Source organism: Streptomyces sp. NPDC045470, from assembly GCF_040646595.1.
Lineage (GTDB): Bacteria > Actinomycetota > Actinomycetes > Streptomycetales > Streptomycetaceae > Streptomyces.
Map to the genome: position 1 here is coordinate 171,191 of NZ_JBEZAN010000007.1, position 15,619 is coordinate 186,809.

14 protein-coding genes (1 of these 14 only partly in view) are annotated in these 15,619 nt (G+C 73.8%); 9 read left to right on the plus strand and 5 right to left on the minus strand.

Going from position 1 to position 15,619, the window contains the following annotated elements:
* The 4 genes from AB0A97_RS21760 to AB0A97_RS21775 form a co-directional block, all read left to right on the plus strand.
* Window positions 1-4,855, plus strand: partial view of an amino acid adenylation domain-containing protein gene (locus tag AB0A97_RS21760; protein ID WP_361152373.1) — the 3' portion only. 2,273 nt of this gene lie to the left of the window's left edge; 4,855 of the gene's 7,128 nt are visible here — the last part of the coding sequence; its start codon lies off the left edge, out of view; its stop codon occupies window positions 4,853-4,855.
* An 86-nt stretch (window positions 4,856-4,941) separates the two neighbouring features.
* Window positions 4,942-5,172, plus strand: a complete 231-nt coding sequence (locus AB0A97_RS21765; RefSeq protein WP_361152375.1) for an MbtH family protein — start codon at window positions 4,942-4,944, stop codon at window positions 5,170-5,172.
* 28 nt (window positions 5,173-5,200) lie between these two features.
* Window positions 5,201-6,271 (plus strand): TauD/TfdA family dioxygenase, encoded by a 1,071-nt coding sequence (locus tag AB0A97_RS21770; protein ID WP_361152378.1) that lies wholly within the window; start codon window positions 5,201-5,203, stop codon window positions 6,269-6,271.
* A 92-nt stretch (window positions 6,272-6,363) separates the two neighbouring features.
* Entirely contained in the window at window positions 6,364-7,362 is a 999-nt protein-coding gene (locus AB0A97_RS21775) for a methyltransferase domain-containing protein (RefSeq protein ID WP_361152381.1), read from the plus strand.
* 53 nt (window positions 7,363-7,415) lie between these two features.
* On the opposite strand, the gene AB0A97_RS21780 is transcribed toward AB0A97_RS21775, so the two are convergent.
* The 3 genes from AB0A97_RS21780 to AB0A97_RS21790 all read right to left on the minus strand — a co-directional run bounded on the left by AB0A97_RS21780 (window position 7,416) and on the right by AB0A97_RS21790 (window position 8,621).
* Window positions 7,416-7,760: a hypothetical protein gene (locus tag AB0A97_RS21780; RefSeq protein ID WP_361152383.1), complete on the minus strand. Its 345-nt coding sequence runs from the start codon at window positions 7,758-7,760 to the stop codon at window positions 7,416-7,418.
* Window positions 7,761-7,923: 163 nt separating this feature from the next.
* Complete coding sequence (locus AB0A97_RS21785; RefSeq protein ID WP_361152385.1) at window positions 7,924-8,331, minus strand: VOC family protein; 408 nt, start codon at window positions 8,329-8,331, stop codon at window positions 7,924-7,926.
* Window positions 8,328-8,621 (minus strand): metalloregulator ArsR/SmtB family transcription factor, encoded by a 294-nt coding sequence (locus tag AB0A97_RS21790; RefSeq protein WP_361152387.1) that lies wholly within the window; start codon window positions 8,619-8,621, stop codon window positions 8,328-8,330. Before AB0A97_RS21790 ends, AB0A97_RS21785 begins: the two co-directional genes overlap by 4 nt.
* A 201-nt stretch (window positions 8,622-8,822) precedes the next feature.
* Between AB0A97_RS21790 and AB0A97_RS21795 the strand changes: the two genes are divergently transcribed.
* The 4 genes from AB0A97_RS21795 to AB0A97_RS21810 all read left to right on the plus strand — a co-directional run bounded on the left by AB0A97_RS21795 (window position 8,823) and on the right by AB0A97_RS21810 (window position 13,357).
* Window positions 8,823-9,485 (plus strand): DUF4328 domain-containing protein, encoded by a 663-nt coding sequence (locus tag AB0A97_RS21795; RefSeq protein ID WP_361152389.1) that lies wholly within the window; start codon window positions 8,823-8,825, stop codon window positions 9,483-9,485.
* 62 nt (window positions 9,486-9,547) lie between these two features.
* Window positions 9,548-10,570 carry an AraC family transcriptional regulator gene (locus tag AB0A97_RS21800; protein WP_361152392.1) on the plus strand — a complete coding sequence of 341 codons (1,023 nt, stop codon included), beginning with the start codon at window positions 9,548-9,550 and terminating at the stop codon, window positions 10,568-10,570.
* A gap of 293 nt (window positions 10,571-10,863) precedes the next feature.
* A complete protein-coding gene (locus tag AB0A97_RS21805; RefSeq protein ID WP_361152395.1) occupies window positions 10,864-12,120 on the plus strand; it encodes a multidrug effflux MFS transporter in 1,257 nt (418 codons plus the stop codon).
* 478 nt (window positions 12,121-12,598) lie between these two features.
* On the plus strand, window positions 12,599-13,357 hold the full coding sequence (locus AB0A97_RS21810) for an aminoglycoside adenylyltransferase family protein (protein ID WP_361152397.1): 759 nt from the start codon (window positions 12,599-12,601) through the stop codon (window positions 13,355-13,357).
* 6 nt (window positions 13,358-13,363) lie between these two features.
* Here the strand turns inward: AB0A97_RS21810 and AB0A97_RS21815 are convergent, their stop codons facing one another.
* Together AB0A97_RS21815 and AB0A97_RS21820 are read right to left on the minus strand one after the other, a co-directional pair.
* Window positions 13,364-14,575, minus strand: a complete 1,212-nt coding sequence (locus tag AB0A97_RS21815) for an FxsB family cyclophane-forming radical SAM/SPASM peptide maturase (protein WP_361152400.1) — start codon at window positions 14,573-14,575, stop codon at window positions 13,364-13,366.
* Complete coding sequence (locus AB0A97_RS21820) at window positions 14,572-14,817, minus strand: YxD-tail cyclophane-containing RiPP peptide (protein ID WP_361152403.1); 246 nt, start codon at window positions 14,815-14,817, stop codon at window positions 14,572-14,574. The genes AB0A97_RS21815 and AB0A97_RS21820 overlap by 4 nt, the downstream gene beginning before the upstream one ends.
* A 134-nt stretch (window positions 14,818-14,951) precedes the next feature.
* On the opposite strand from AB0A97_RS21820, the gene AB0A97_RS21825 reads away from it, so the two are divergent.
* The gene (locus tag AB0A97_RS21825; protein WP_361152406.1) at window positions 14,952-15,614 is read left to right on the plus strand and encodes a 2'-5' RNA ligase family protein; all 663 of its coding nucleotides are present in this window, start codon (window positions 14,952-14,954) and stop codon (window positions 15,612-15,614) included.
* The last annotated feature ends 5 nt before the right edge of the window (window positions 15,615-15,619 follow it).

The following is a 15,619-nucleotide window of genomic DNA, read 5'->3' on the forward strand; positions in this document are numbered from 1 at the left end:
GGTGCACAACTACTACGGGCCGAGCGAGTGCACGGTGGACGTCGTCGGCGCCCGGACACGCGACAACGCACGGCCCGTGATCGGCCGGCCGGTCGCCAACACCCGGGCGTACGTGCTCGACGCGCGGTTGCGCCCGGTGCCGCCCGGCGTGGTGGGCGAGGTCTACCTCTCCGGCATCCAGCTCGCCCGCGGCTACCTGGCCCGGCCCGGCCTGACCGCCGCGCGCTTCGTCGCCGACCCGTTCGGCGCGCCGGGCACGCGGATGTACCGCACCGGAGACCTCGCCCGCTGGACGGCCGACGGACTGCTGGCCTTCGCCGGGCGGACGGACGACCAGGTCAAACTGCGCGGCTACCGGGTCGAACCCGGCGAGGTCGAGACGGTGCTGGCCCGGCACGCCACCGTCGCGCACGCGGCCGCCGCCGTACGCGAGGACCGGCCCGGCGACCAGCGCCTGACCGCCTACGTGGTGCCCGCGCCCGGCGCCCGGCCGCACACGGGGGAACTGCGCGAGTTCTGCGCCGGGACGCTGCCCGAGTTCATGGTTCCCGCCCGGATCGTCGTGCTCGACGCCCTGCCGATGACCCCCAGCGGCAAGCTGGACCGCCGCGCCCTGCCCGCCCCCGGCGCGCGCACCACCGGCGGCCGGGAGCCGCGCGACCCGGTCGAGGACATCCTGTGCGGCCTGTTCGCCGAGGTCCTCGGCGTGCCCCGGGTCGGCGTCGACGACGGCTTCTTCACCCTCGGCGGCCACTCCCTGCTCGCGACCCGGCTGGTCTCGCGCGTCCGTGCGGCCCTCGGCGCGGAACTCGCCGTACGGGACGTCTTCGAGGCACCGACCGCCGCCGGGCTCGCGGCCCGGCTCGGCACCCCGCGCGAGGACGCCCGGCGACGGCCGCCGCTGCGGCCCGCCGACGAGCGCCCGGCCGAACTGCCGCTGTCCTTCGCCCAGCGGCGCCTGTGGTTCCTGCACCAGATGGAAGGCCCCGCGCCGACCTATCACATGCCGTTCGCGCTGCGCCTGACCGGCGGGCTCGACATCGCGGCCCTGCGCGCCGCCCTGAACGACGTGACAACCCGGCACGAGGTACTGCGCACCGTGTACCCGGACACCGGGGGCACCCCGCGCCAGCACGTACTGGAGCCCGCCGAAGCACCCACGCCGCTGCCCGTGCGGACGGTCGCCGAGGACGCCCTCGCGGCGGCCCTCGCGGACGCGTACGCGCGTCCCTTCGACCTCACCCGTGAACCGCCGCTGCACGCCGAGCTGTTCGCGCTCGGCCCCGACGAGCACGTCCTGCTGCTCGTACTGCACCACATCGCGGGCGACGGCTGGTCCAACCTCCCGCTCGCCCGCGATCTGTCCGCCGCCTACACGGCCCGCCGTACGGGCGAGGCCCCGGTCTGGGCGCCGCTGCCGGTCCAGTACGCCGACTACACCCTGTGGCAGCGCGACTTCCTCGGCGAGGAGAGCGACCCGGACAGTGCGCTCTCCCGCCAGGTGGCGTACTGGCGGACGGCGCTCGACGGACTGCCGGCCGAGCTGGAGCTGCGGCGCGACCGGCCCCGGCCGGAGGTGTCCGGCCACCGTGGCGGGACGGTGCCGCTGCACGTCGGCCACGCCACCCACGCCCGGCTCGCCGGGCTGGCGCGGGCGCACGGCGCGAGCCTGTTCATGGTCGTCCAGGCGGCCCTCGCGGCGCTCCTGACCCGTGAAGGCGCGGGCACCGACATCCCGATCGGCACACCGGTCGCGGGGCGTACCGACGAGAGCCTGGACGACCTCGTCGGCTGCTTCGTCAACACCCTGGTGCTCCGCACCGACACCGGGGGCGACCCGTCCTTCACGGACCTGCTCGACCGGGTCCGCCGGACCGGCCTGGCCGCGTACAGCCACCAGGACGTGCCCTTCGAGCACCTGGTGGACGTGCTCAACCCGGCCCGCTCGGCGGCCCGGCACCCGCTGTTCCAGGTGCTGCTGTCCCTCCACCACGCCGCGGACCTGCCGGTCGAGCTGCCCGGACTGCGCGTCCGCGCCGAGGAGACGCGGTCCCGCTCCGCCAAGTTCGACCTGCTGTTCCGGCTGGCCGAGCGGAACACCCCCGACGGCGGGCCCGGCGGCCTCGAAGGCGGCGTCGAGTACAGCACCGACCTGTTCGACCGGAGCACGGCGGAGGGCCTGGTCACCCGTTTCGAGCGGCTGCTCGACGCCGTCGCCGCCGACCCCGGCCGGCGGATCTGGCGGCTCGACATCCTGCCCCCGGCCGAGCGGGAACGGGTGCTGACGGGGTGGAACGCCACCGAGCGGCCGTTGCCCCCGGCCACGCTGCCGGAGCTGTTCGAGGCGCAGGTGGCCCGTACACCGGATGCGGTGGCGGTGGCCGGTGAGGGTGTCACCCTGTCGTACGCGGAACTCGACGCGTGGGCAGCGAAGTTGGCGCGCGCTCTGACCGGACGGGGTGCGGGGCCGGAGCGGGTGGTGGCCGTGGTGCTGCCGCGTTCGGTGGAGCTGGTGGTGGCGCTGCTGGCGGTGCTCAAGAGCGGCGCGGCCTACCTGCCGGTCGACCCCGCCCTCCCGGCCGAACGCGTCCGCATCCTGCTCGACGAGGCACGTCCGGTGTGCGTCCTGGATGACGTGGACGGCGTGCGGAACCCCCGGCCGGAGGCGGCGAGCGCCGCGCGTACCGTACCGCTCTCCCCGTCGCATCCGGCCTACGTGCTCTACACCTCGGGCTCCACCGGCACGCCCAAGGGCGTCGTCGTCCCGCACGCGGGCGTCGTCAACCGGCTCCTCGGCATACAGGAGGAGTTCGGCCTCGAACCCTCCGACATCTGCCTGTACAAGGCGCCCGCCGCCTTCGACGCCTCCGTGTGGGAGCTGTTCTGGCCGCTGACCACCGGCGCACGCATCGTCGTGGCCGCCCCCGACGGACACCGGGACCCGGCGTACCTGGCCGCGCTGATCCGCGAACACGCCGTGACGACGGTGCACTTCGTGCCGTCGATGCTGCGGGCCTTCCTGGACGAACCCGGCACCGCCCGCTGCACGACCCTGCGGCGCGTCCAGACAGGCGGCGAACCGCTCCCCGCGGAGCTGCGTGACCGTGCCGTGCGCCTCCTCGGCGCGACCCTGAACCACCTGTACGGCCCGACGGAAACCACCATCCACGCCACGACCTGGTCCTGCGGGCGGTCCCCGGCCGCCGCACAGGACACCACGGCCGTCCGCCCGGTGCCCATCGGCCGTCCCGTCCGCAACACCCGGGCGTACGTACTGGATGCGGCTCTGGGGCCCGTCCCGCCGGGCGTGACCGGGGAGCTGTACCTGAGCGGTGTCCAGCTCGCCCGTGGCTACCTGGCGCGGCCCGGGCTCACGGCGGAACGGTTCATCGCCTGCCCGTTCGGGGCGCCGGGGGAGCGGATGTACCGGACCGGCGACCTCGCGCGCTGGACCGCCGGCGGGGTGCTGGAATTCGCCGGGCGCGCCGACGACCAGGTCAAACTGCGCGGGTTCCGCGTCGAGCCCGGCGAGATCGAGGCCGCCCTGGCCCGGCACGAGGCCGTCGCCGCGGCGGCCGTCGTCCTCCGTGAGGACCGGCCCGGTGACCAGCGGCTGGTGGCGTACGTGGTCCCCGCGCCGGGAACCGCTCCGCACCCCGCCGACCTGCGGCGCCACGCGGCGCGGCACCTGCCGGAGTTCATGGTGCCGGCCGTCGTGGTGGTACTGGCCGCCCTGCCCCTGACCACCAGCGGCAAGCTCGACCGGAGCGCCCTTCCGGAGCCGGAAGGCCCGCTCTCCGTCACATCCAAGCGGCCCGCCCGCACCCCCGAGGAGGAGGTGTTCTGCGGCCTGTTCGCCGACGTCCTCGGCCTGACCGGGACCGGGATCGACGACGACTTCTTCGACCTCGGCGGGGACTCGCTGGCGGCCATCCGGCTGGTTCGCCGCATTCGGGAGGCCGCGGGCGTGGAGCTGTCGGTCAGCGACCTGTTCGCGGCGCCCACGGTCAGCCGTCTGATGGACCGGCTGCGCCTCGGCGTCCGGGGCGACGCCTTCGACGTCCTGCTCCCGCTGCGCGACTCCGGCGGACTGCCGCCGCTGTTCTGCGTCCACCCCGCCGGCGGCCTCGGCTGGGCCTACACCGGACTGCTGCGGTACCTGGGCCCCGACCGGCCCGTGTACGGGCTGCAGGCCCGCGGCCTCGCGCGCCCCGAGGCGTACCCGACCGCCATGGACGAGCTGGTCACCGACTACGTCCAGCAGATCCGCTCGGTCCGGCCCACCGGCCCCTACCACCTGCTGGGCTGGTCCTTCGGCGGCCTCGCCGCCCACGCGATCGCCGTCCGCCTCCAGGCCGAGGGCGAGAACGTCGCTTTCCTCGCCCTGCTCGACTCCTACCCCCGCGACCCCGAGGCCGCGGCCCCGCCCGTGGCGGAGCGGGACGTCCTGGCGACGCTGCTCGACTTCGCCGGCCACGGCGAGGACGCCGGCGATGCCGAACGGCTGCGCGTCGAGGACGTCATGGAGATCCTGCGGCGCGGCGGCGGCCCCCTGGCGGACATCGAGGAACGCCGCGTCGTGGCCCTGGCCGACGTCTTCGTCAACAGCGCGGAACTCGCGTCGGCGCATGCGCCCGGCCGGTTCGACGGCGACCTCCTGCACTTCACCGCGACCGCCGGCCGCCCGGACGAAGCGCCCACGGCGGCCGTCTGGGAGCCCTTCGTCACCGGACGCGTACGCCGGTACGCCGTGGACTGCACCCACCACGACATGTGCCGCCCCGAGCCGCTGGCCGACATCGGCCGGGTGGTCGCCGAGTGGCTGCCCGGCACGGACGACGGCCCCACCCGGTAAGCCGCCCGCAGACGCCCCCACCTGCCGAACGCCCACCCCAGCCCCCCGCTTCCCTCCCCGAAGCCCCGAAGAAGAAGGACCACGCCATGACCAATCCTTTCGAGAACCCCGACAGCACCTACCTGGTGCTGGTCAACGACGAGGGCCAGCACTCGCTGTGGCCGTCGTTCGCCGCAGTCCCGGCCGGCTGGACGGTCGCGCACGGCGAGGACACGCGGGACGCCTGCCTCGCCCACGTCGAGGAACACTGGACCGACATGCGCCCGACGAGCCTCGTCCGCACCATGGACGAAGCCGGGTCGCCGTCCGCCCGTTGACCGCCGCGGACCGCGAGGAGACACCGCTGTGCTGACGTACCAGGAACCCCCCGCCGGCGGCGCCGGGGCCGAGACGGTGGAGCTGACGCCGCAGGAAGCCGAGCAGTTCCGCAAGGTCGCCGACGAGATCACCGGCATGCTGCCGCACGGGAAGCCGGCCGGGCCCGCGCAGCTCGACGACCCCCGGCTGCTCGCGGAGATCGAGGTGGCGGCGCGCTGGCTCCCGCCCCGCCTGGCCCGCGCGCTCAGCCGCTTCCGCAGGCAGGGCGACCCGCACGGCGTCCTGCTCGTACGCAATGTACCGCTCGACGAGGATCTGCCCCCGACCCCCGCCGACGGCGCCGCACCCGCCTGGTCGCGGCTCGGGACCGCGACGGTCGGCCAGCTCGCCGTGGTCTCCTGGCTCGGCGACGTCATCGCCTACGCCGACGAGAAGGCCGGCCGGCTGGTCCAGGACATCGTCCCGGTCAGCGGCGCCGAGGAGTGCCAGGAGAACAGCGGCAGCGTACTGCTCGAACTGCACACCGAGGACGGCTTCCACCCGTACAAACCGGACTTCGTGACGCTGCTGTGCCTGCGCGCCGACCACGAGCGCCGGGCCCGCACCACCTACGGTGCCGTCACCCGGGCGCTGCCCCGCCTGTCCGCCGAGTGCGTCCGCGTACTGCGCCGCCCGCTGTTCCGGATCCACCTCAGCAGCTCCTTCGGCGGCCCCGGCGCCGGGAAGCAGGGGACCGGTACCGGTACCGGCGTCGTCTCACCGCCGCTGCCCGTGCTGTCCGGCCCGGACAGCGACCCCGAGATCGTCGCCGACTTCCACGCCATGGAACCCCTGGACGAGACCGCGGAGCGCGCGTTCGGCGAACTGCGCGACGCCATGCTCGCCGTCCTCGACGGCGCGGTCCTCGAAGCCGGTGACCTGATCGTCGTGGACAACCGCACCGCGGTGCACGGCCGCACCGCCTTCCGGCCCCGCTACGACGGGCAGGACCGGTGGCTGCGGCGCTGCTTCGCGGTCGCCGACCTGCGCCCGTCCCGTGCCGCCCGGGCCCCCGGCTCCCAGGTGTGCGCGCCGCTGAAGGCGGTGGGCGGGCCGTGACGGCGGACCGCCGCGCCGCCGCCACGGCGGCCGCAGGCCCTCGGCCGGGCACACCGACGTCCGGCGGACCGACCAGCACTCCGGAGGCAGCAGTGATCGGCACGGACATGAGCGCGCAGGTCCGGGCGCTGGCCGCGGAACACCCCGAGATCGCCGCCTGCCTGGACCCGGAACGCGTCGCGGACCAGCACCGCCGGGCCACCGGACTCCTGCATCAGCAGGACGACTTCGGCGACGCCGGCAGCGGCGGCCGGGGCGAGAGCTACGTCGTCGCGCAGCGCTCGGTCATGACCCGGGCCCGGGGCATCGGCCGGCTCCTCGACCTGGTCGCCGCCGACCGCCGCGCCACGTCCCGGCTCGTCCTCGACCTGCTGGGCGGGGACGGGCTGGTCAGCCGGGTCGCGGAGCTGACCGGCCGCACGGACACCGTGGTGGCCACCTGCGACGCCTCGCCCTTCATGGTGGAGCAGGCGTGGGCGCGCGGCATTCCGGCGGTGCGGCAGCGCGCGGAGTCGCTGCTGTTCCGCGACGCGTCAGTCGGCGGTGTGCTGCTCGCCTACGGCAGCCACCACATACCGGTCGCCCGGCGGGGCACGGTGGCCCGGGAGGCGTTCCGGGTCCTCCAGCCCGGCGGGGTGTTCGTGCTCCACGACTTCCTCACCGACTCCCCGGTGGACGTGTGGTTCAGGAAAGTCGTCGACGTGTACGCGGCCACCGGCCACGACCACCCCCACTTCGCACGCGACGAGGCCGCCTCCTACCTGCGGTCGGCCGGCTTCGAGAAGGTCGGTACCCGGCTCATGGACGACTCCTTCGTCGTCACCGGCGCCACGAAGGACGCGGCGCGGGAGGAACTGGGCCGGTACATGGCCGACATGTACGGCCTGACGAGGCTCTACGCCGAACTCGGACCCCGGGACACCCACCGCCGTACGTTCGAGCTGGTCTGCGACATCTTCCGCTACGAGGACGCCGACGGCGTACCCCGCGAGGTCGAGACGTCCCTGGCCGCGGAGGAGGACGTGTGGTCGGTGACGATGCCGAGGGAGGCACTCGTGGTCTGCGGACGCAAGCCGGGGGCAGCGGCCTGAAACGCGCCTTCCCGGCACCCGGTTCCCGCTTTCCGGCTCCCGCTTCCCGCCCCTCAACTCTCGTCGTCGGAGAACTGCCGCGCGAGGTCGCGGAGCCGGTCTGCGGCCAACTTCCTCTGGGCGGGCGTGAAGACCGATCCCACCGTGCCGCTCATCCGTTCCACCTCCGCCGCGAAGCGCAGGTGTTCCTGCCGTGCGTGCTCACGGCAGGCGAGGCAGGTGACACGGTCCGGACGCCTTGAGGCCATCGCGTACGGCACCCGCAGCCCGCATCCCGTGGTGACGACGCTCGGCAGGTCACCGACCAGACCGAACGTGGCGGCCATCAGGTTGCGGGCAGCGGCGTCGTCGTGAACCGCCTTCGCCGGAACGTGGATGTGCGGATCGTTCCCGTCCATGGGTCCTCCCCTGCCCCGGTGACCGGACCGACCCGGAGTGTCCCCGCCCGGTCGCCTCCCGTAGGACGAGTCTGCCAGGTGCCTGCCGGCGGTGCCGATCGGCATCCACGACGCCACCGACATGCCGGGGAGCGGGCCCGGCCCGTACCCCGCCGTGCGCGGTTCACGTCCTGCGCGGGATCTCCGCGCTGTGCACGATCTGGATCAGGTTGCCGCAGGTGTCGTCCAGGACCGCGGTGGTGACCGGGCCCATCTCCAGGGGCTCCTGGGTGAAGGTCACGCCGAGCGCGCGCAGCCGCTCGAACTCTGCCTTCACGTCGTCCACGGCGAAGGAGGCGGCCGGGATACCGTCCTGGACCAGTGCCGTCTTGTACGGCTGCACCGCGGGGTGGCCGGAGGGCTCCAGCAGCAGTTCGGTGCCGTCCGGATCTTCGGGGGAGACCACGGTCAGCCACCGGGCCTCCTCGCCCAGGGGGACGTCGTGCTTCTTCACAAAGCCCAGCACGTCGGTGTAGAAGCGCAGCGCTTTGGCCTGGTCGTCGACGAAGACGCTGGTCACGTGGATTCTCATGGGGTGCTCTCCGGCGTGTCGGTGCTCAGCCATCGGGTCATGACGTGCTCAAGGGGTCCGGTGTCCAGGTCGTGGAACTTGTAGCGGCCCTGGCGCCGCGAGCGGACCAGGCCGGCGGATTCGAGAACGGCCAGGTGCTGGCTGATCGCCTGCCGGGACAGTCCCAGGCCGTGCTTCGTCACCAGCCGGGCGCATATCTCGAACAGCGTCTGGCCGTTCCGCTCCGCCAGCTCGTCGAGGATGCGCCGACGGGTGGGGTCGGCCAGCGCCTTGAAAACATCCTCTGCCATGACCTCACCATAGGCAAGTGGGGACTTGCCTGACAATGCGGGGGCTCCGGCGGTGCCGGGGGAGGGATACTGTCGGATTCGTGTCGGACGGTGGGTGATGTCCTGTTCGGCACCCCGAGACGTAAAGCGGCAACTGGCCCTGAATGTACGGGGGTTGGCGGCATTTGGCGTAGGTGCCCCTCCGTGCGGAACAATGCCCGGATGGAAGATCGAATAGCGCCGTCGCCCCTGCGTCCCGTCCGCGGAGCGGCCCGTGGGGCCGCGGGTGCCCTCGTCCTGGCCGGTGTCGCCTGGGCGGCCCGGGCCCTGTGGCAGATCCGTCTCGCCACCATCGGAATGCCGGCTTCCGGGCCGCCGGACCAGGGCGACGGACAGCACCGCCCGCTGACCTCGCTGGAGGACGGCTACCACCTCGTCACCACCCTGGGCAGCGCGGCCACGGTGCTCTGCGCGATCACCTTCCTGATCTGGCTGTCGCGCGTCCGGGACAACGCCCACACCCTCTCCGGACAGCCGCCGCGCTACGCCTGGCCGTGGATCTACGCGGGCTGGATTGTGCCCGTCGCGAACCTGTGGGTGCCCCGCGGAATCGTGGCCGACATCCACCGGGCGAGCGCCCCGGGCGAGCGCCTGCCGCACGCCGTGAACTGGTGGTGGGGCCTGTGGCTCGCCGGGATGCTGAGCGGGACGGGCCTGATGTACGCCGTCCCCACGGACCACGTCATCGAACGTGCCTACCACAACGTGTACCCGCTGCTGGCCGCCGACGCGGCCGTCGTGGCGGCGGCGGTGGCCGGCGTCTTCGTCGTCCGCGCCCTCACCACGGCACAGCGGCGACGCGGCACCGATTCCGTACGGGCCTGACCCCGCCCCGACCGCCGGGCGCGCATGACCGAGGCGCCGCACGGGAGCTAACCTGCAAAGTTGTGACCAGGGTGCATCAACTCACCGGCGCGGCCGGTTCGGCCGTGTCGGAGGCGACGGCCGCGGCGTACTACGCCTCGATCGCGCAGACCGAGGAGAGCGGCGACGGCACGGTACGGCACCGGCTGCGGCCGGAGGTCGGCGACGGCACCATCGAGGTGACGTCGCTGCGCAGCGGGTTCGACATCGTCCGTTACGACGTCGCGTTCGCCGGCGGACACCGGGTCGGGTTCCGGTTCCCGGGGAACCACTTCGAGCTGGAGCACTGCGTCGACGGGCGCATGCACATCAGCGAGACCGGGGCCGGCGCGGGTGACCTGCGCGCCCGCTCGGTGGCGCTCAGTCCCCGCGGGGCCCTCGACGGTGTCGTGGCGCACGGCGACGGCGAGCGGTACCGCGCGGTGTCGGTCACCGGAACCTGGTCCGGGCTGGAGTCCTACCTCGGCGGTCTCGGCGCCGGTGCCCTGCCGCCCACCGGACCGGAGAGCGTCGCCCGCGAGCGGTATCTGGGCAGGTCCGCCGCGCTGCGCCCGGCCGCCGGCCCGCTGGAGGAAATCTTCCTGCACCGGCGCTCCTCCCCGGGACGCCTGCTGTTCATGGAGTCACGGCTCGTGGCGGCACTCGCCGCGCTGATCGACGGGCTTTCGGCCGGCGCGTCGCCCGCCGAGGCCCGGGACCGCTCCGAGCCGGCTCTGGCCGACCACGAGACGGCCGCGCTGCGCCGGGTACCCGAGCTGCTGTGGCGGGAGCGCCACGCACCGCCGACACTCGCCGAGCTGGCCCGGGCGTCGTTGATGTCGGTACGGCGCCTCACCACCGGATTCCGCGCGCTGTACGGGACGTCGGTGATGGAGTACCACCGGCGGCACTGCCTGGACCGGGCCGCGGCGCTGCTCGTCGAGACCGACTGGCCGGTCTCCCGGATCGCACACGAAGTCGGCTACGCCTCGGCCGGCAACTTCGGCTACGCCTTCCGGCGCGACCGGGGCACGTCCCCCGCCCGCTTCAGGCGGGAGCGCTCCTGACTCAGTTCGTCCCGACACGGCCCGTTCCGAAACGGTCCGTCCGGGTCGCGAGCAACGTCGGCCTGGGCCATGGGCGGGCGCACCCCCGACACCGCCGGTCCGGTCCACGGGCGGGGCATCCTCCTGGTGCCGTCCGCCGAGGTGTCCGCGCGCTGCCCTGCGGACGGACGGACCTCCCGCGCCGCCCTCCGACGCGGCCCCGCGCTCCACATCCCGGGGCCCGGCGCTCCACACCACGGCGCGTCCGCGGCGCCGACGATGGGCGCACCGCAGGCACCCTCGGAGGGAGACCGATGACCGTCCGTACCGCTTCCGCACCCCCACGGAACGCCGTCCCCCCACGGACCGGAACAGGGCTACTGATCATGGTCCTCGGCGGACTCTCGGCGGTGTCGCCGTTCGCCATCGACATGTACGCGCCCGGCTTCCCGGAGATCGTCACGTCGTTCGGGACCTCGAAGACGGCCGTCCAGCTCTCCCTGACGGCGTGCCTCGTCGGGCTCGCCGTGGGACAGCTCGTCCTCGGCCCGGTCAGCGACGCGACGGGGCGGCGGCGCCTGCTCCTGGCCGGTTCCGGTGCGTTCAGCGTGCTGTCCCTGGTCTGCGCGTGCGCCCCGTCCATCGCCGTGTTCGACACGGCCCGGCTGCTGCAGGGGGTCGCGGGCGGCGCGGGCATCGTCATCGGACGGGCGGTCGTCAGCGACCTGTTCACCGGCGCCCCCGCGGCCCGTCGGCTCACCACGCTGAGCGTCATCGGGTCCACCGCGCCGGTGCTGGCTCCGGTGGCCGGCGGCCTCGTCCTCGGTGTCGGCTCGTGGCGGCTGGTGTTCGTGGCGCTGGCCGTGACCGGGCTGCTGTTGCTGACCGCGATCTGGGCGTGGGTGCCCGAATCACTGCCCGTCGAGCGGCGCCGGACCGGCGGCCTGCCGGCCGTACTCGCCGCGATGGGCGGCCTGCTGCGGCGCCGGGAGATGGCCGGTCACCTCCTGGTCATGGGATGCGGACTGGCCGCCCTGTTCGCCTACATCACCGGCTCGCCCTTCGTCTTCGAGACCGTCTACGGGCTGTCGCCCACCGAGTACAGTTTCGTCTTCGCGACCAACGCCGTCGGCACGGTGCTGGCCGGGACCGTCTTCGGACGGCTGGCTGGCCGGGTACGTCTGAACGTCCTGCTCACCGTCGGTGTGGCCGTCACCGTGCTCGCCCTGGTCACGCTGGTGATCCTGCTCGCCGTCGGCGTCAGCACGTTCCTCACCACGTGGGCCTGCCTGTTCGGCCTGACGTCCGGGTTCGGGCTGCTGCTGCCCGCGTCGACCACCATCGTCCTCGCGGTCGGCAGCGACGCTCCCGGAGCCGCTTCCGGGCTGCTCGGCGGCGCCCAGTTCGTCCTCGGGGCCGCGGCCGCGCCCCTGCCCGGCGTGCTGGGGGACACCACCGCCATGTCGACGGCGGTCGTCGTCCTGGGCTGCGTACTGCTGTCCGCGACAGCCCTGTTCACGCTCGCCCGGCCGTGGGAGGGCCACGGCGAGCCCGCCGGCTCACCCGAGTGAGCCGCGCACAGCACCGCGGCCGCCCCCTCGTGTCCTCCCGCCACCGCCGGTGCAGTTCGTACGACAGCGCGAGCACCTTCAACCGCAGCAGGGCGACCATCTCGCTGTGCGGCCAGTCGCACGCCTCGTGATGGATCGGAATCGTGGAGCTCCTTCTCGCAGTCCCGGGCGAGACCGTGACGGATGGTGACGTCGTGGCGTATCCGCTCCGGGACGGGCCAGGGGCGCCCCGATGCCCCGACGTCCGGGCAGTCGGCTTCGCGAAACAGGTCCGCGGCCCGGAGTCCGGCTTCCGCCGCCTCGGCCCGCATGCGGAGGGCCCGGCCGGCCGCCTGCTCGGCGGAGCGGCACAACCGCTCGCGGACAGCAGCCCCGGTGAGGAAGAACCTGCCCGAGGACGGGGGGCTCGGGCAGGCGGTTTCCGGCCACTCGGCGCCGGCGCGCCATCGCGGCCGCCCCCGGCGTCGATACTGCGGCCATGGACCAGAAACGGGAGATCGTGGCACTGATCGGTGACGTCCTCGGCCCAGCGGCCGTCGGCAGCTACCTGCACGGCTCCGCCGTGCTCGGCGGCCTCCGTCCGGCCAGCGACCTGGACGTCCTCGTCGTCTCCCGGCGGCGCACGACCGCACGGCAACGACGCGCCCTCCTCGACGGGCTGCGCGGCATCTCGGGCTTCACGGGCGGGGCCCGCCCGGTCGAACTCACCGTCGTCGTCCAGGACGAGGTACGCCCGTGGCGCTACCCGCCGACCGGCGACTTCCTCTACGGCGAGTGGCTGCGCGACGCGTACGCGGCCGGTGCGGTCCCCGAGCCGGAACCGATGCCGGATCTGGCCCTGCTCGTCACCATGACGCTGGCCGGCGACCACCCCCTCGCGGGCCCGCCCCCGGCACAGGTTCTCGACCCCGTACCGTGGGCGGACGTGGCACGGGCGAGCGTGCAGGGCATCCCCGGCCTGCTGGACGACGTGGACAGCGACACCCGCAACGTCGTACTGACCCTCGCGCGCATCTGGACCACCCTCGCCACCGGCACGATCAGGACGAAGGACGCCGCCGCCGACTGGGCCCTCGGCCACCTCCCGCCCCGGCACCGCCCGGTCCTGCGCCACGCCAGGGAGCTGTACCTCACCCGCCGGTACTCCGAGGAGAGCTGGAGCGACGACCTGAGGGCGCGGGTACGTCCGCACGTGGACCACGTGCTCGCCGAGATCGGCGAACTGCCGTGTGCATGAGGGGGTTCACCGGCGCATCGGCTGGCCCGGCACCCCTCGTACCTCCTCCTGAAGCCGCTCGCCGATGTGGCGGATCAGGAACTCCAGATCCGCGCAGTACACCGAAGGGTGACCGAAACCGGAGCCGCGCAGATACCGGTCGGTGAACCTGCCGCCCCCGCAGATGCCGACGACGGGGCAGCGGCGGCAGCTTCCGCAGAGCGTGTCCGGCCCCCGGGCCTGCGCGACCACGGTGTGCGGGTGGTTCAGGGCGTCCTCGAAGTCGTGGCGGAAGACGTCCATCCCGAGGTCGGGCGCGCCCGCATACGCGGTCTTGAGGGAATCGAGGCGCTGGAGGGAACCGTCGGTGTCGACCACCACCACGGCCAGCGGGGACAGCCCCACCGTCTCGGACCTGCTCGCCGCCCCGAGCAGCAGCGCCACGATCTCACCGAACAGACGGACCGGGACGGGCCGGCGGCCCGGAGGCGTGTCCCACCACAGGTCGAAGACCCGGGTGAGCCAGGCGCCGTACGGGACGGCACGCGCCGCCCGGCCCGCGGGCCCGGCGAACGGGCCGATGCCGGGCGGCGGCTCGCTCCAGTTCCCGTACGGGAGCAGGAAGTCGAGGGTGGTGGGCTCCAGCGCGATCAGCGACCGGTAGACCTCGGCGGGGTCGGTCTCCACGTCGATGGTGCACAGAATGCCCCCGTACGCGGCCGGCGCGCCGGCCAGCAGACCGGCTGCCCGCCGTACCGCGGGCCAGGAGGACCGGCCCGCGTGGTCGACCCGCCGGTGGTTGAGCCGGGCACTGCCGCCGTCGAGGCTCAGTCCGACGGTGACGCCGGCCGCGCTGAACCGCCGCACGGCGTCCGCGGTGAGCAGCGTGCCGTTGGTCTGCACCGAGACGGCGACGGCGCAGTCTCCGGGCAGGGCGTCCCGGACGGCCCGCGCGTGGCCGATCAGCGCGGCGGGACCGAGGAGAAGAGGCTCCCCGCCGTGCAGATCGACCCGTATCGACCGCAGCCCGTGGGTGGTGACGTGCTGGGCGATCCGTTCCGCGGTGCGGCGTACGGTCTCCTCGGCCACCCGGGCAGGGCGCTCGCGCCAGCTCTGGTCAGGCCCCTCGTACACGTAGCAGTAGGTACAGGCGAGGTTGCACCTGCTGTGCACCTTGAGCACGAACTGCCGGAACGGTACGCGCCGCCGGGAGGGAACGGGCCGGCCCGCTTCCCTCATTCAGGGGGCGCGTCGTCGTAGAACGCGACGACGTCCGAGCTGTCCATGCGTTCGCGCACGCCGGGCAGCAGCGTGCTGAGCACCGGGCGCCCGGTACGGGCCGACAACTCGCCGAGCGGCAGGCCGGTGAGATCGGGAAGCCGCGCATCGCTCGGTTCCACAGACGGCGGCTCCACAGACGGGGGCTCCACGGGCGACGGCTCTGCGGGCAGCGGCTCCACGGGCAGGCGGGTCTTGGTCATGCCAGGGCCTCTCTCGCTCGTCGGTCCTCCCAAGGTTTCCATGGCACGTCGGCGAATCCAGCACATCGTTCCGGCCAACGCCCGCAGCCGCCCGGGGGAGGAGAGGCGTCCCGCCGATGGGATCATGACGCGTGATGAACGCAGAGGCGGAAGCGCAGGCGCAGGCGCAGGCAGAGGCAGAGGCAGAGGCGCGGCGGGAGCCACCGGCCCAGGCGCAGGTGAATACGCCGGCCGCGGCAGACGCGGACCAGTCCGGGAGCGAGCCCGCGGCGACCGGCTGGCCGGACATACCGGGCGACACCGCCCTCACGATCAAGGTCCCGGAAGCCGACCCGCTGGTCCGTACGGGCTTCCCCGCCCACGTGACCGTGCTGTACCCGTTCGTGCACGAGAGCCGCATCGACGCCACGACGCGGCACGACCTCACCCGCCTCTTCGCCGGGCACGACGCCTTCACGCTGACCTTCGACTCGTTCGGCCGCTACCCCGGCGTGCTCTGTCTCGACCCGTGGCCCCACGACCCCGTGACCGCGCTGACCAAGGACCTCACCCGGCGCTGGCCGGAAGCCGTGCCGTACCGCGGGATATTCGGCGCGGGACTCGCCCCGCACCTGACGATCGCGAACCACGAGGGCCCCGCGACCCAGGAGGCCGCGTACGGCGCGTTGCAGGCCGAGCTGGCCCCCGCGCTGCCGCTGAGCTGTTCCGTACGCGCGGTCCAGCTCATCGTCTGGGACGGGCGGCGCTGGCAGGACCGGGCGGAGTACCGTCTGGGCGCGCCGTACCGCGCCGCTTGACCTTG

Coding starts and splice junctions, on each gene's coding strand:
- AB0A97_RS21785 (WP_361152385.1), bottom strand. CDS start 8,331: ATGAGAATCCACGTGACCAGCGTCTTCGTCGACGACCAGGCCAAAGCG.
- AB0A97_RS21765 (WP_361152375.1), top strand. CDS start 4,942: ATGACCAATCCTTTCGAGAACCCCGACAGCACCTACCTGGTGCTGGTC.
- AB0A97_RS21790 (WP_361152387.1), bottom strand. CDS start 8,621: ATGGCAGAGGATGTTTTCAAGGCGCTGGCCGACCCCACCCGTCGGCGC.
- AB0A97_RS21805 (WP_361152395.1), top strand. CDS start 10,864: ATGACCGTCCGTACCGCTTCCGCACCCCCACGGAACGCCGTCCCCCCA.
- AB0A97_RS21825 (WP_361152406.1), top strand. CDS start 14,952: ATGAACGCAGAGGCGGAAGCGCAGGCGCAGGCGCAGGCAGAGGCAGAG.
- AB0A97_RS21820 (WP_361152403.1), bottom strand. CDS start 14,817: ATGACCAAGACCCGCCTGCCCGTGGAGCCGCTGCCCGCAGAGCCGTCG.
- AB0A97_RS21815 (WP_361152400.1), bottom strand. CDS start 14,575: ATGAGGGAAGCGGGCCGGCCCGTTCCCTCCCGGCGGCGCGTACCGTTC.
- AB0A97_RS21780 (WP_361152383.1), bottom strand. CDS start 7,760: ATGGACGGGAACGATCCGCACATCCACGTTCCGGCGAAGGCGGTTCAC.
- AB0A97_RS21795 (WP_361152389.1), top strand. CDS start 8,823: ATGGAAGATCGAATAGCGCCGTCGCCCCTGCGTCCCGTCCGCGGAGCG.
- AB0A97_RS21810 (WP_361152397.1), top strand. CDS start 12,599: ATGGACCAGAAACGGGAGATCGTGGCACTGATCGGTGACGTCCTCGGC.